Source organism: Pseudomonas sp. UBA6315, assembly GCF_002438125.1.
GTDB classification, from domain to species: domain Bacteria; phylum Pseudomonadota; class Gammaproteobacteria; order Pseudomonadales; family Pseudomonadaceae; genus Aquipseudomonas; species Aquipseudomonas faucium.
This window is the reverse complement of the sequence record NZ_DJTF01000097.1, coordinates 34970-49842: the sequence shown is the minus strand read 5'-3', so window position 1 is coordinate 49842 and position 14873 is coordinate 34970. Positions and strand designations below refer to the sequence as shown.

Here is a 14873-nt window from a genome sequence, read left to right as displayed (position 1 = left end):
CGCTCGGCCTCCTGAAGTCGCAATCTGTGGCGCCTGGACTTGCGCGCATGAAAAGCAAAAGCAGAGCAAAAGCAGAGCAAGAGCAAGAGCAAGAGCAAGAGCAGCAGAGCAAAAGCGAAGCAAGCGTTAAAGCCAAAGCTAAAAAGGGGGTGGGGCGGTAGAATCTGTTCAATTGCGAAATGATGACTTGAGGTAACCGTGGAATTGCAGCAGGGCTTCGTCCTGACCCGCCACTGGCACGACACGCCCGAAGGCACCTGCGTGGAGTTCTGGCTGGCCACCGACCAAGGCCCGCAACGCGTGCGCCTGGCCCCCCAGGAGTCCGTCGCCTTCCTGCCCCAGGCCCAGGCCGAGCACGCCCGCCTGCTGCTCGCCAACGAGCCCGGCAGCCAGCTCAAGCCCCTGCGCCTGCGCGACTTCGACCAGCGCCCCATGCTCGGCCTCTACACCCGCCAGCACCGCCAGCTCATGCAACTCGAACAACGCCTGCGCAACGCCGGCATCGACGTCTTCGAAGCCGACATCCGCCCCCCCGAACGCTACCTCATGGAGCGTTTCATCACCGCCGCCGTGCAGTTCACCGGCAAACCCGACGCCCACGGCGTGCTCTGCGATGCCCAGCTCAAACCCGCCAGCCACTACCGACCACCCCTGCGCCTGGTGTCGCTGGACATCGAAACCAGCGAACGCGGCGAGCTCTACAGCATCGCCCTGGAAGGCTGCGGGCAACGCCAGGTATACATGCTCGGCCCGGCCAACGGCGCCGTCGACAGCCTCGACTTCGGCCTGCACTACTGCGCCGACCGCGCAGCCCTTCTGACCTGCCTCAACCAATGGCTCGCCCAGCACGACCCCGACGCGATCATCGGCTGGAACCTCGTGCAGTTCGACCTGCGCCTGCTCCATGAACACGCCCGGCAACTGCAGGTGCCCCTGGCCCTGGGCCGCGGCGGCGAGCCCATGACCCTGCGCACCCACGCCAATGGCGGCCATGTGTTCGCCGATGCGCCCGGGCGCTTGCTGATCGACGGCATCGAAGCGCTGCGCTCGGCCACCTGGAGCTTCCCCTCGTTCAGCCTCGAAAGCGTCGCCCAGACCCTGCTCGGCGAAGGCAAGGCCATCGACACGCCCTACCAGCGCATGGACGAGATCAACCGCATGTTCGCCGAGGACAAGCCCGCCCTGGCACGCTACAACCTCAAGGACTGCGAACTGGTCACACGCATCTTCGCCCACACCCGGCTGCTGGAATTTCTGCTCGAACGCGCCGCCGTCACCGGCCTGGCCGTGGACCGCAGCGGCGGTTCGGTGGCAGCGTTCTGCCACCTGTACATCCCGCACATGCACCGCATGGGCTTCGTTGCCCCCAACCTGGGCAGCCGCCCCGACGAAGCCAGCCCCGGCGGTTTCGTCATGGACTCGCGCCCCGGCTTGTACGACTCGGTGCTGGTGCTGGACTACAAGAGCCTGTACCCATCGATCATCCGCACCTTCCTGATCGACCCGGTGGGCCTGGTCGAAGGCCTGCGCCAGCCGGATGACGAACACTCGGTCGAAGGCTTCAGGGGCGGGCGCTTCTCGCGCACCCAGCATTGCCTGCCGGCCATCGTCGAGCGCGTGTGGCAGGGCCGCGAGGCGGCCAAGCGTGATGGCAACGCGGCCTTGTCGCAGGCGCTGAAAATCATCATGAACGCCTTCTACGGCGTGCTTGGCTCCAGTGGCTGCCGCTTCTTCGACCCGCGCCTGGCGTCGTCGATCACCCTGCGCGGGCACCAGATCATGCGCCAGACCCGGGCGCTGATCGAAGCGCGCGGCTTCGATGTGATCTACGGCGATACCGACTCCACTTTCGTCTGGCTCAAAGGCGCCCATGACGAGGAGGCCGCCGCACGCATCGGCCGCGCGCTGGTGGCCGAGGTCAACCAGTGGTGGCGTCAGCACCTGCACGACAGCATGGGCCTGCAAAGCGCGCTGGAGTTGCAGTACGAAGTGCATTACCGGCGCTTTCTGATGCCGACCATCCGCGGCACCGAAGAGGGCAGCAAGAAACGCTACGCCGGCCTGGTGCAACGGGCCGATGGCAGCCAGGAGATGGTCTACAAAGGCCTGGAATCGGTGCGCACCGACTGGTCGCCGCTGGCCCGCCAGTTCCAGCAGGAGCTGTATGGCCGGGTGTTCCGTGGCGAGCCCTACCGCGATTATCTGCGCGAGTTCGTGCGCCGCACCCTGGCCGGCGAGCAGGACGAGCTGCTGGTGTACCGCAAGCGCCTGCGCCGGCCACTGGCCGACTACCAGCGCAATGTGCCGCCGCACGTGCGCGCCGCGCGCCTGGCCGATGACTACAACCAGCGCCTGGGCCGCCCGCTGCAGTACCAGCGCGGCGGCTGGATCAGCTACCTGATGACCACGGCCGGCCCGCAGCCGCTGGAGAACCTGCAGGCGCAGATCGACTACCAGCACTACCTGAGCCGCCAGCTGCAGCCGGTGGCCGATGCGATTCTGCCCTTCGTCAACGATGACTTCAGCCGCCTTACCGACCGCCAGCTGCTGCTGTTTTGAGCGGGGGCTAGATAGCTAGCCTCTGGCGTTGCCTTGCATTGCCTAGCCTCGTGCCGACCCGCACACAGGAGCTAGCCATGCAAGACACCGATACCCTCGCCGTCGCGCAAACCTATCAGGACCAGTTGATCGCCAAGCGCCTGCCGAGCTGGATGGCCCAGCTCGACGAGGCCGAACACGCGCTGCTGGCCGATGCCTTGCGCCACCTCCTGGCCTGCCGCGAAACGCTTGCGGCAGGCTTTGCACAGGTGCGCCACCTCGACGATTTCTGCAGGCCCTTGTTGCAGCAGGCGCTCGACCGCCTGGGTAGCTACCGGGTCGAAGCCTTGCAGTTTCGCCGCTGGTACACCTTCACTTCCAACAGCGTCAGCTACCTGGCAGGGCGTCTGCCGGTGCAAGACAGCGACACCTACGAGCAGCCCTTGCTGGAGGCCGCGCTCTACAACTTCAGCGAAGACGAATGCACCGAGCAACCCCGGCAGAACGCCGTGCTCGACACCCAGGGCGGCCAGCAAAGCCTCACCGCGCGGGCCTTCGCCAGCCTGTGCCGCGAGCTGGACCTGGGGCAACGCTATCAGCAGCACCTGGACGCCACCTTGCTTGCGCCGGGCGTCAAGGCGGCGCTGGTTGCGTTGCAGCGCTACAGCATGCTGGCCGACGCCGTGCAGGCCAAGGCCGAAGGGGTGCTGAGCGAGGCCGAGCTGCACCTGGTGGCAGGCCTGTGCCGCGACGGCCGGCCGGGCTGGCTTGAAGGCGACCCGGTGCAGGCGCGGCAACTGCAGCTGTTCGGCTGCCCGTTGCAGCGCATCGTGGTGCTGCAGGCGATCGACACCGGCGTGTTCTACAACGGCATCAAGCGCGTGCTGGTGTATGTCCCGGGCGACCCGCAAGGCCCCTGGAGTGCGCGCGATGATCTGGACAGCTACGTGCGCCGCGTGCTCGGCATGCGCCTGCGCGACCCGCACTACCGGCGTTTCTTCAGCCGCTTCGTGCACAGGCGTGACGCCCAGCAAGTGTTTTCGGCGATCAGCGAGCGGCTCGATGACGTCACCGACTGGGCCACCCGCGACCTCGATGAACGCACCACCCTCTACCCGCTGCCACTGTTCGAGCACCTGGCCGACGCCTGGGTCGCACAGATCAAGGACGACTGCGCGATGATCGCCCCGCCCGTGGCGCAGCTGGACCGCCAGGCCCAGGCGCAACACGACAAGCGCCTGCAGGCCGAGGGCTGGACCGTGCTTGGCATCGCAGGCTTGTACGTGCCTGCGGTGGGCGCCGTGCTGGCGGCGGTGATGGCCTATGAGCTGCTGGAAGAAACCTACCAGGCGATCGCCGACTGGCATGACGACGCCCGCGATGCAGCGCTGGAGCACTTGCTTGTGGTCGGCAAAAGCCTGGCCTTGATCGGCGCGACCGCAGGCACCGTCACCCTGGCTCGGCGCGCCTGGAGCCCGGTGGACAACCTGGTCACGGCGCAGCTGGAGGACGGCAGCGAGAAGCTCTGGAACGGTGACCTGCAGCCCTACCGCAGCGAAGGCCCAGCCGCCGACGCAACGTGGGACGAGCAGGGCATCTGCCGGCAGGGCGAGCAGTGCTGGGTGCAGATGCAAGGTGACTGGTACCGGGTTCGCCAGGCCGCCGACGACCAGCCCTGGCAACTGGACACCTACCGCGGGCACGCGCCGCAGCTGCGCGACAACGGCGCAGGGGCGTGGCGGCTATGGCACGAGCAGCCCGCGCAGTGGGACGACCTGCACACGATGTTCCGCCGCCTGGGCAGGCCCTACAGCGACCTGGATGACGCGCAGATCGATCAGGTCATGGCCATCCATGGCCTGCAGGCCGATCATCTGCGGGCGTGGCATGTGTATGGCCAGCGCGCCGAAGCGGGCGTTGCCGACACCGTCAGCCGCGTGTTGCTGGCCAGCCGCATCCACACCTTGGGCGAGCAATTGCGCACCGGCCAGGCTGTTGCCGACACGGCGCTGCTGGCACAAGCCCGAGCCCTGGACGGGGCGGCCGGGGAAGATGACCAAGCGCTTGCCGAGGTGGTCTGGGCGCAGCGGCGCACGCTGCTGCAGCAACGCTATGACGAGCAGTTGCCGGGCAGCGAGGCGAGCCGCCTGTTGCGCCGGGACTTCGCCAGCCTGCACCAACTGGCCGCCGACCAAGTGCTGCGCGCGGCCAGCGAAGACGAGCGTGAAGCTTTGCTCAAGAGCCAACAGGTGCCGCTGCTCATGGCCCAGGCGGCCAGGGCCCAAGTCATGGGCATCCGCCTGGCGCGGGTGTACGAGGCGCTGGCGTTCGATACGCCGCAGAACCTCGACCTGGCGCGGGTGGTGCTGCACCTGCTCGCCCGCTTGCCTGGCGCCGCCGGCGGGCCGGGCTGGCGGCTGTTCGACGCCGATGCCGGTCAGCCGTTGCTGGCCACCGAAGGCGGTGGCGGGGTGTTCGACCTTATCCATCGGCACGGCGTGTTCAGCCTGCGTGGCGTTGGTGAAGCGGGGGATCTGTTCGGCGTGCTGGCCCAGGCCTACACCCCCGAGCAGCGTGCGCGCACCGACCTGGGCGAGCCTTTTGCCGAGGCCCTGCGGGCGCACCTGTGGGCGCAGGCCACCGGCATGCGCGACAGCGTCGAGGGCTGGCTGGGCCTGAATCGCCCCAACCGCTCGTTCCTCGCGCCCCAGCGCTTCGACGATGGCAGGGTCGGCTACCCGCTGAGCGGCGGGCGCTTCTGGGCCGCCCTGCGCGGGCGCGCGCCAAGGGCGCTGCAGGCCCGGCTGCGCGATCTTTACCCGGCGTTCAGCGACGAGCAGTTGGGCCGCTGGCTGGAGCGGGACGATGCGCCGGCGCGCCTGGAGGCCCTGGAGCAGCAGTACAGCGAGTTGCACAATCAGTTGAACCAATGGGTGCGCAATGCCTTCCCCTCGTTCGAGCTGCTGGCCCGCCGCCAACTGCGCAAGGAACTGCTCGACTGCTGGCGCTGGCTGTTGCCGGATGCGGGCGGCGAGGCGGGGGAGCCCTTGCCGTGCATCCTCAGCCATGTGGGTGGGCGCATCCAGCATCTGCCCAGCCTGCCCGAATCGGTCAGCTTCCCGCATGTCTCGATCATCGCGCTGCGGGCCATGCGCCTGGAAACGCTCCCGGATGAGTTCCTGCGTGCCTTCCCCAACCTGCGCAACCTGGAAATCACCCATTGCCGGCTGCGGCGCCTGCCTTTGAGCCAAGCGCTGGCCCAGCAACTGGAGGTGCTCGACCTTTCCGATAACCAGATCGTCCTCGACGAAGGGCAAGCCCTGGTGCTGGCCGGCTGCAGCTCGCTGGTCTATCTCAACCTGTCTGCCAACCCACTGGGCAGAGCCTTCTCGATCTACGGCATGCCCAGGCTCAATGCCCTGTACCTGCAAGGGGCCAGGCTCGAACGCTTTCCTTATGGGGTAATGGACAGCGCCGAGCTGCTCACCCTCGACCTGAGCGACAACTACCTGGACGAGCTGCCCGAGCGCTTTCATGACTCGCTGCTGTGGCGCGTCGGGCGGGTGAGCCTGGGGGGCAATCTGTTCGCCGCCGCCCCAGACACACTGACCACCTGGCACTGGCTGGAAGAAAGCCGCGTGCCGTATCGCCTGCGCTGGCTGGATGTCGCGCCGGACGGCAAGCGCGACACCCTGGCGGCGCTGTGGACGCAACTGGAAGGCGAGCAGGGCGCGGCGGACTTTTTCACCACCTTGGCGGCGCTCACATCGTCGGGCAATTTCAAGTCCTACCCGCTGGCCAGGCACTTCGCCGCCCGCCTGCTCGACATGTTCGAGGCGATGGTCGCGGACGATGCGCTCAAGCGCGAGCTGTTGCAGAACGCGGCCGTGACCGATTGCCAGGACAACGCCACCGTTCGCTTCACCGACCTTGAGGTGCGCGTGCAGGTCTGGCGGGCACGCCATGGCGAGCTGGCGCAGCAGCCGGAACGCGCGCTGCTGCGCCTGGGTGGGCGCTTGTGGCGCATGCATGTGCTCGACCAGGTGGCGGCCGAGCATGCGCTCAGGGCGGGGGCGAGCAGTGAGTCGATCGAGTTTGCGCTGGCCTATCGCATCGCCTTGCGGGCGCGGCTCGACCTGCCGATCCGCCAGGATGACATGCTCTACGCCGGCATCCCTGCGCTTGGCGTGCGTGACGTGCGCCGTGCCGAGCGAATTGTGGTCGCGGCGCAGTCCAGCGAAAGCCTGGCGCAATTTCTGGCGCGCCAGCCGTTCTGGAAGGATTACCTGAGCGCCCATTTCGCCTCGCGCCTGAAGGTGCCTCAGGTGTTCCACGACGAATTGGAGCGGCTGATGGCGCTGGGTGACCGGGAGGCTGAAATTGCCCAGTTGCACATCCGCAACCAGCAACGCGAACACCAGGTGATGCTGCAGCTGACCCGAGAGGCCCTGGGCCGGGTGCGCACCGTGACGTTGAGCGATGGCTGACCTCTGGCGGCTTTGAACTATGCTCTAACAGGGCTGTGATGTTTCCGGAGATGTCACGGCCCGTTCATGGTAATCGGAAGTTACTTTTGTGCCGCGCACGCCCCAGGCAACTGGTTTAGGCTCCTGCGTCGGATCTTTCTCCATGATCTGTAGTCTTTGGTTTATCGAGAGAATAAGGAGATACGCATGCTCGTCCGGTCACTGACCCTCGCCACCATGCTTGTCGTCGCTGGCCCCTTGTACGCCGCCGACAGTGATGCACCACTGGCCAAGGAGCTGGGCAAGGCCAGGCCGCTGGTGGTCATCGCCCCCAGCAGCGCCGACCCCACCCTGCGCGGCCTGAACGAAGCCCTCAAGGACCCGGCCACCCAGGCGGCCTTCAAGGAGCGCGGGCTGGTGATGTACAGCGTGGCCAACATGATGGGCAAGCGCGAGGACAAGAACCTCGAACAGCAGACCACCATGGCCCTGATCCGCGAGCTGAAACTCGGTGCCAGCAAGGGCACCAAGGTGATTCTGGTGGGCAAGGACGGCGAGCGGCACATGCTCAAGGATGACGACACCGGCGAGAAGATCGACCCGCAGGTGATCTTCAAGGCGGTCGATGAGTTGCCGGCGACCGAGAAGGCGATGGCCGCCCCGGAACCGGTGGCCGCCAGCAGCGAGCCGGCGCCCAAGGAGAGCAAGCCCGGCAAGCCTGCAAAACCTGCCAAACCCGCGGCGCCCCCCAAGCCGCTGGACGATTGATCCCCCTCTAGCGCGCCGCCAGTTCGACCTGTGCACACAGCCCGCCATGCGGGCGATTGCTCAAGGTCAGGCGGCCACCCATGGCCTGGGTGAGCTGCTGCGCAATCGCCAACCCCAGCCCGGTGCCACCGGTGCTGCGGTTGCGTGAGCTTTCCACGCGGTAGAAGGGCTTGAGCACTTCATCGAGCTCGTCGCCGGGTATCCCCGGGCCGTCGTCGAGCACCCGGATCACCGTGCAGCCGTGTTCACGGCTCACTTCCAGTTGCGCCTTGCCGGCGAACTTCAAGGCATTGTCCACCAGGTTGACCAACACCCGGCGCAGGGCGTGCGGGCGGGTTTCCAGCAGGCTGCCGGTGCTGCCATGGCGCTCGACCTGGGCGCCGCTGTCCTGGTAGTCGAACACCAGGCTGTCGAGGAAGGCGTCGAGGTTGATGCGGCAGGCAGGTTCGGTGTTGATGTCCATGCTGCGGGCGTAGGCCACGCCCTCGCGCACCAGGTGCTCCATGGCATCCAGGTCATGCCACAGCTTTTCTTTCTCGACCCCTTCATCCATCACCTCGACGCGCAGCTTCATGCGGGTGATCGGGGTTTGCAGGTCGTGGGAAATGGCGGCCAGCAGCTGCATGCGCTCCTTGAGGTAGGCGGCGATGCGCGCCTGCAGGGCATTGAAGGCAACCGCGGCATATTTCACCTCGCGCGGGCCGCTTTCATCCAGGCGGGCGCTGGGCTTGTCCGGGTCGAGGGTGTCCAGCGCCTGCACCAGGCGGGTCAGCGGGCCGGTGGCCAGGCGCACCGCCAGCCAGGTGCAGAACAGCAGCACGGCCAGCTGGATCAGCAGCACCAGCGGCAGCCAGCGCGCCACCGGCACCGGCGTTGGCGTTACATCGATGGTCAGCGGCGCGCCATCGTGAAGGCGCAGGTGCACCTGGAAATGCGCGGCGGGGCCCGGGATGTCCTGGAACGTCAGGGCATACTGGCCGCCCAGGGCCTTGGCGATCGATTCTGCGGCCTCCGGCGGGTCGCTGCTCGGCATCGGCTGGCCTGGCAGGCCGCCGTCCAGGCGGTAGCGGTAGCTGTGGCGCTCCAGGCGCGACAGCCAGGCGGGGCGTTCGGCGGCGGGCAGGCGTTCGAAGATGGCCAGCGAGGTGGTCACATCCTGTTCCAGGTGGCTGAGCATCATCGACTGGCTGCTGATGTAGCGCTCGTAGGCCTGCAGGCTGAAGGACAGCCCATAGGCCAGCACCAGCCCGGTGATGAAGATCAGCGCCAGGCGCGAGGCCAGGGTGCGAGGCCATTTCATGACGGCGACTCGAGCAACTGCACCGCCAGCGAGAACACGTAGCCTTCGCTGCGCACGGTCTTGATGCAGCTAGGCTCTCGGGCGTCGTCGCCCAGGCGCTGGCGCAGGCGGCTGACCAACAGGTCGATGGAACGGTCGAAGATGTCCGCCTCGCGGCCCTGGGTCAGGTTCAGCAGTTGCTCGCGGCTGAGCACCCGCTGCGGGTGGTCGAGAAACACCCGTAGCAGGCGGTACTCGGCGCCGCTCAGGGCCACCAGGGTCCCTTCGCTGTCGAGCAGGTGGCGGGCGGTGGTGTCCAGGCGCCATTGGCCGAAGGCCAAGAGGCGGCTGCTTTCGCTGATGGTCAGGTTGGGCGGCAGCATGCGCGTGCGGCGCAGCACGGCGTTGATGCGCGCCAGCAGCTCGCGGGCGGAGAAGGGTTTGGTCAGGTAGTCGTCGGCGCCCATTTCCAGGCCGATGATGCGGTCGGTCTCGTCGTTGCGCGCGGTCAGCATCAGCACCGGCGTGTTGCGGTGCTTGCCGGCGCGCAGCTCGCGGCACAGCAGCAGGCCGTCGTCGCCGGGCATCATGATGTCGAGCACCACCAGGTCGACGCTGTTGGCCTCGAGGAACGCGCGCATCTGCCGGCCGTCGGCGACGATGCTGGTGCGCAGGCCGTTCTTCTTCAGGTAGTTGCCGACCAGTTCGCGGATTTCGCGGTCGTCGTCGACGATCAGGATGTGATCGACATGTTCCATCGCAAGGGTCCTGTGCAAGGGCAATGGGGCGCAGTGTACCGAGCGTGTTCACGCTTGCCTGCCGGGGTTTGTATTGCAGTGTATCTGGCCTTGATACAGATACAGCAGGAAGCACTTCAACGGCACAGGCGACACATGGGCGATACCTGGCAGCGGTGAAATGACTCTCGACGGGGAACGACATCCCCCACCCGAAGAAGATGCCCAGGAGAAATGCCATGAACGTGAAAACCTTTGCCGGTGCCAGCCTGTTTGCCGTGCTCGCCTTCGCCGCCCTTGGCGCCCAGGCCGCCAGCCAGCCGATGAACACGGACGGCGCCATGCAGTACCACTACGGTGAGCACCTGGATATCAAGAAAGTGCTGTCGGTCAAGGATGATCAGAGCAACGCTTGCGGCCCGGTCAACACGCGCATGAACTACCTCGATTCCAAAGGCCAGCACGAAAGCCTGGAATACCGCAGCTACGCCACGGCCGGTTGCCATGACAATTGATCGGCGGTTGTTGAAGGCCGGCGGCGTGGCCCTGGCGCTGGTCGGCCTTGGCCTGGCCGGCCAGTTGCTGGCCCGCGACGACTACGGCCCCATGCCGTCGCTGGCCGGTGCCAGCCAGTGGCTGAACTCGCCCCCGCTGGACGCCCCCGCGCTCAAGGGCAAGGTGGTGCTGGTGGATTTCTGGACCTGGGACTGCATCAACTGCCAGCGCAGCCTGCCGCATGTGAACGACTGGGCCCGGCGCTACGGCGACCAGGGGCTGGTGGTGGTGGGCGTGCACACCCCGGAGTACGACTACGAGCACGATGTCGGGCAGCTCAAGCGCAAGGTGGCAAGCCTGGGCATCGGCTACCCGGTGGCGGTGGACAACGACTATCAGGTGTGGAATGCCTGGGGTAACCAGTTCTGGCCGGCGCATTATTTTGTCGATCGCCAGGGGCAGCTGCGGCATGTGCACTTTGGTGAAGGGGATTATGGCGGGCAGGAGAAGGTGATTCAGGCTTTGCTGGATGAGAAGGGATGATTGCCTGTACTGGCCCTATCGCCGGCAAGCCGGCTCCCACAGGTACCCCACAAACCTGAATATTGTGGATTACCTGTGGGAGCCGGCTTGCCGGCGATAGGGCCACTGCTTGCTCAAGTGAAACTGGCAAAATGCGCCTGCATCCGCCGCGCATCCGCCTGCCGTCCACTGAACAGCTCGAACGCCTTCACCGCCTGGAACACCGCCATATGGCTGCCATCCAGGGTCCGGCAACCCAACGCCCGCGCCGCTCGCAGCAATTCGGTCTGCAGCGGGAAATAGATGATCTCCGCCACCCACAGCCGCCCATGCAGCCACTCGACCGGCAGCGGCGTACCCGGCAACTTGGCCATGCCCACCGGGGTGGTGTTCACCAGCCCATCCGCCACCGCCAGCTCCGCCTCCAGGTCGCTGCCCAGCACCGCGCGGCCCACGCCGAAGCGCTGGTTGAGGTTGTCCACCAGCGCCTGCGCCCGCGCCGTGTCCACCTCGAACAGCAGCAGCCGCTCAACCCCTTCGCCAAGCAGCGCATGGGCCACCGCCGAACCCGCGCCGCCCGCGCCCAGCTGCACCACCTGGCGGCGCGGCACATCCGGCAGGCCGCGGCGCAGGCCTTCGGCAAAGCCCAGGCAATCGGTGTTGTGGCCGACCCGCTTGCCATCCTTGAGCACCACGGTATTCACCGCGCCGATCCCGCGCGCTTCGTCCGACAGCTCATCGAGCAGCGGCACGATCGCCTGCTTGAACGGGTAGGTAATGTTCAGCCCGGTGAAGCCGGTGCGCTGCGCGGCGTCGAGCAGCTGCGCCAGGGCGCTGTCGTCGAGCTGCAGCTGGTCGGCATCGATCAGCCGGTACAGGTAGCGCAGGGCCTGGGCATCGCCCTCGTGCTCATGTAGGGCAGGGGTGCGCGACAACTGGATGCCGCGGCCGATCAGCCCGGCCAGGATGGCGGGCTGGCTCATGCGGCACGCTCGCCCAGCAGTTCGGCGAAGTGGCTCAGGGCCATGCGGTAGCCCTGGCTGCCGAGGCCGCAGATCACGCCCACGGCGATCGACGAGACGAACGACAGGTGGCGGAAGGGTTCGCGCTTGTGCACGTTGGACAGGTGCACTTCGATGACCGGCAGTTCACAGGCCACCAGCGCATCGCGGATGGCCACCGAGGTGTGGGTCCAGGCGCCGGGGTTGATCAGGATGCCGGCGCAGCGCCCGCGCGCGGCGTGGATCCAGTCGATCAGCTCGCCTTCGTGGTTGGTCTGGCGAAACTCGATCTGCAGGCCCTGCGCCTGGGCCGTGTCGGCGCAGCCCTGGGCAAGGTCGGCGAGGGTTTCATGGCCGTACTGGGTCGGTTCGCGGCTGCCCAAGAGGTTCAGGTTGGGGCCGTTTAGCACAAGAATGAGGGGCTTCATGGCGCACATCGCTTTGTTGTTTTTGGATGCACCTATCTTTGTACCACCCGGTTAGTTTCGTCAATTGAGGCCAAAGGGGAAGTGGGCGATTATCGGCCCGCCGCCCTGGCGGATGACAAAATTGTAATTTCCCCGCCACCGCCCCGATAACCACGCCTCCCTAGAGTCCCCCGGCACCGCTTGCCGACGAGGACTCCTGACGTGCCCATCCCCCGCAAGATCGCCGTGCTCTGCCTGTTGCTCGCGGCCACCGCCAGCGCCCAGGCCGGGCAAGGCTTGAGCCTGCCCGACGCGCTCGCCGCCGCGTTCGCCAACAACCCCGAGCTGGCCGCCGCCGGCCGCGAGCGCGGCATCGCCGAGGGCGAGCGGCGCCAGGCCGGGCTGATCCCCAACCCGGAGCTGTCCTGGGAGGTCGAGGACACCCGCCGCGACACCAGCACCACCACGGTCACCCTCAGCCAGGCGCTGGAGCTCGGTGGCAAACGTGGCGCGCGCATTGCCGTGGCCAGCAGCGGCCAGGCCATCGCCGAGCTCGACCTGCAACGCCAGCGCAATGGTTTGCGCGCCGATGTGGTCCAGGCCTTCCACGCCGCCCTGCGCGCACAAACCGCAGTGGACCTGGCGCAACAGTCCCAGGCCCTGACCGGGCGCGGCCTGAAAGTCGCCCAGGGGCGCGTGAGCGCCGGCCAGGCCTCGCCCGTGGAGGCCACCCGAGCCCAGGTGCAGCTGGCCCAGGCGCAAGCCGAGCTGCGCCGTGCCGAAAGCCAGCGCACGGTGGCCTTCCAGGCCCTGGCGCGGTTGACCGGCAGCCCCCAGGCCAGCTTCGGGCACGTGCAGGCCGCCGGCCTGTCGCCCGGCGCCGCCCCCAGCGCCGAAGCCTTGCTCGCACACCTCGAACAGACCGCCGAATGGCGCCTGGCGGCCGCCCAGATCGAACGTGGCGACGCCTCGCTCGGCTCGGAAAAGGCCCAGCGCATCCCCAACCTGACCGTCAGCCTGGGCAGCCAGTACAGCCGCGAAGACCGCGAGCGGGTCAACGTGGTCGGCTTGTCCATGCCCCTGCCGCTGTTCGACCGCAACCAGGGCAACGTGCTGGCCGCCGCGCGCCGCGCCGACCAGGCGCGCGATCTGCGTAATGCGGTGGAGCTGCGCCTGCGCAGTGAAACCCGCAGCGCCGTCAGCCAATGGCGCGCGGCGCTGCAGGACGTAGAGGCCTACGACCGTACCATCCTGCCGTCGGCGCAGCAGGCGGTGGACACCGCCACCCGCGGTTTCGAAATGGGCAAGTTCGCCTTCCTCGACGTGCTCGATGCCCAGCGCACGTTGATCGATGCACGCGCCCTGTACCTGGACGCGCTGGCCGCGGCCACCGATGCCCGGGCGCAGGTCGAGCGCATCTATGGCGATGTCGCCAGCTTGAGCACTACAACGATCAGCAGGAGCAACCATGAATAACCCCCGCAAGCTCGCCCTCCTGGCGGCTGCCGTTGCCGTGCTCGGCTTCGGCGGCCTGGCCTGGACCGGCAACCTGGGCCAGGCCAAGCACGATGAGCACGCCGAAGACGGCCATGGGCATGGCCAGGCCAGCGCCGAGGCGCACGAGGACGAGGAGGGCAAGGTGCACCTGTCCGCCGCGCAGATCGAGGCGGCCGGCATCCAGCTGGTGGCCGCCGCCCCGGCGCCGATGAGCAGCGCCATCAGCTTCCCCGGCGAGATCCGTTTCGACGAAGACCACACCGCCCATGTGGTGCCACGGGTGCCCGGGGTGGTGGAGGCGGTGCAGGCCAACCTGGGCCAGGCGGTCAAGCGCGGCCAGGTGTTGGCGGTGATCGCCAGCCAGCAGATTTCCGACCTGCGCAGCGAGCAGCTGGCGGCCCAGCGCCGCCTGGAGCTGGCGCGCCTGACGTTCCAGCGCGAGCAGCAGTTGTGGCAGGAGCGCATCAGCGCCGAACAGGACTACCTGCAAGCCCGCCAGGCCCTGCAGGAGGCCGAGATCGCCATGGCCAACGCCCGGCAGAAAGTCGCCGCCGTGGGCCCGGCCGGTGCCGGCAACCGTTACGAATTGCGCGCGCCGTTCGATGCGGTGGTGGTGGAAAAGCACCTGACCGTGGGCGAGGTGGTCGATGAGACCAGCAACGCGTTCACCCTGTCTGACTTGAGCCGGGTCTGGGCCACCTTCGCCGTCGCCCCGCGCGACCTGGCCAAGGTCACCACCGGGCGCAGCGTCAGCGTCAGTGCGCCGGACCTGGGCGCCCAGGTCGAGGGCCAGATCAACTACGTCGGCAGCCTGCTCGGCGAGCAGAACCGCGCCGCCACCGCCCGCGCCACCCTGGCCAACCCGGACGGCGCCTGGCGCCCCGGATTGTTCGTGACCATCGCGGTCAGCACCGAGCGGGTCGAGGCCGCCGTGGTGGTGCCGCAAAGCGCGCTGCAGAACTGGGAGGAGCAGACCGTGGTGTTCGCCCGCACCGAAGAGGGCTTCGAGGCACTGCCGGTGCAGACCGGCCGGCGCGACGCCGGCCAGGTGGAAATCACCGCAGGCCTGAGCGCCGGCACCCAGGTGGCTGCCGCTGGCAGCTTCGTCCTCAAATCGGAGCTTGGCAAAGGCTCTGCCGAGCACAGCCATTGATCGCGGGGAC

General features: G+C 67.5%; 11 protein-coding genes. 7 read left to right on the top strand and 4 right to left on the bottom strand.

The features are described 5' to 3' along the window. Positions 1–198: 198 nt before the first annotated feature. The 3 genes from B3E94_RS12720 to B3E94_RS12710 all read left to right on the top strand — a co-directional run bounded on the left by B3E94_RS12720 (position 199) and on the right by B3E94_RS12710 (position 7772). Positions 199–2559, top strand: coding sequence for a DNA polymerase II (locus B3E94_RS12720; protein WP_286913769.1), 2361 nt, complete (start codon positions 199–201; stop codon positions 2557–2559). A 77-nt stretch (positions 2560–2636) separates the two neighbouring features. Then, on the top strand, positions 2637–7025 hold the full coding sequence (locus tag B3E94_RS12715) for an NEL-type E3 ubiquitin ligase domain-containing protein (RefSeq protein ID WP_286913768.1): 4389 nt from the start codon (positions 2637–2639) through the stop codon (positions 7023–7025). 186 nt (positions 7026–7211) lie between these two features. Then, positions 7212–7772, top strand: a complete 561-nt coding sequence (locus B3E94_RS12710) for a DUF4174 domain-containing protein (RefSeq protein WP_176514552.1) — start codon at positions 7212–7214, stop codon at positions 7770–7772. Between the two features lie 7 nt (positions 7773–7779). Here the strand turns inward: B3E94_RS12710 and B3E94_RS12705 are convergent, their stop codons facing one another. Continuing rightward, positions 7780–9072, bottom strand: a complete 1293-nt coding sequence (locus B3E94_RS12705) for a sensor histidine kinase (RefSeq protein ID WP_176514550.1) — start codon at positions 9070–9072, stop codon at positions 7780–7782. Beyond that, on the bottom strand, positions 9069–9809 hold the full coding sequence (locus B3E94_RS12700) for a response regulator (RefSeq protein ID WP_176514548.1): 741 nt from the start codon (positions 9807–9809) through the stop codon (positions 9069–9071). Before B3E94_RS12700 ends, B3E94_RS12705 begins: the two co-directional genes overlap by 4 nt. Before the next feature lie 218 nt (positions 9810–10027). On the opposite strand from B3E94_RS12700, the gene B3E94_RS12695 reads away from it, so the two are divergent. After that, complete coding sequence (locus B3E94_RS12695; protein WP_176514546.1) at positions 10028–10303, top strand: DUF2790 domain-containing protein; 276 nt, start codon at positions 10028–10030, stop codon at positions 10301–10303. Further along, positions 10293–10826, top strand: coding sequence for a thioredoxin family protein (locus B3E94_RS12690; protein ID WP_286913767.1), 534 nt, complete (start codon positions 10293–10295; stop codon positions 10824–10826). Before B3E94_RS12695 ends, B3E94_RS12690 begins: the two co-directional genes overlap by 11 nt. A 113-nt stretch (positions 10827–10939) precedes the next feature. On the opposite strand, the gene B3E94_RS12685 is transcribed toward B3E94_RS12690, so the two are convergent. Then, positions 10940–11788 carry a shikimate dehydrogenase gene (locus B3E94_RS12685; protein WP_286913766.1) on the bottom strand — a complete coding sequence of 283 codons (849 nt, stop codon included), beginning with the start codon at positions 11786–11788 and terminating at the stop codon, positions 10940–10942. Continuing rightward, entirely contained in the window at positions 11785–12234 is a 450-nt protein-coding gene (gene aroQ, locus B3E94_RS12680) for a type II 3-dehydroquinate dehydratase (RefSeq protein WP_176514540.1), read from the bottom strand. Before aroQ ends, B3E94_RS12685 begins: the two co-directional genes overlap by 4 nt. Before the next feature lie 201 nt (positions 12235–12435). Here aroQ and B3E94_RS12675 point away from each other — a divergent pair, with 201 nt between their 5' ends. Further along, complete coding sequence (locus B3E94_RS12675) at positions 12436–13689, top strand: TolC family protein (protein ID WP_286913765.1); 1254 nt, start codon at positions 12436–12438, stop codon at positions 13687–13689. After that, positions 13682–14863 carry an efflux RND transporter periplasmic adaptor subunit gene (locus B3E94_RS12670; RefSeq protein WP_286913764.1) on the top strand — a complete coding sequence of 394 codons (1182 nt, stop codon included), beginning with the start codon at positions 13682–13684 and terminating at the stop codon, positions 14861–14863. Before B3E94_RS12675 ends, B3E94_RS12670 begins: the two co-directional genes overlap by 8 nt. Positions 14864–14873 lie beyond the last annotated feature (10 nt).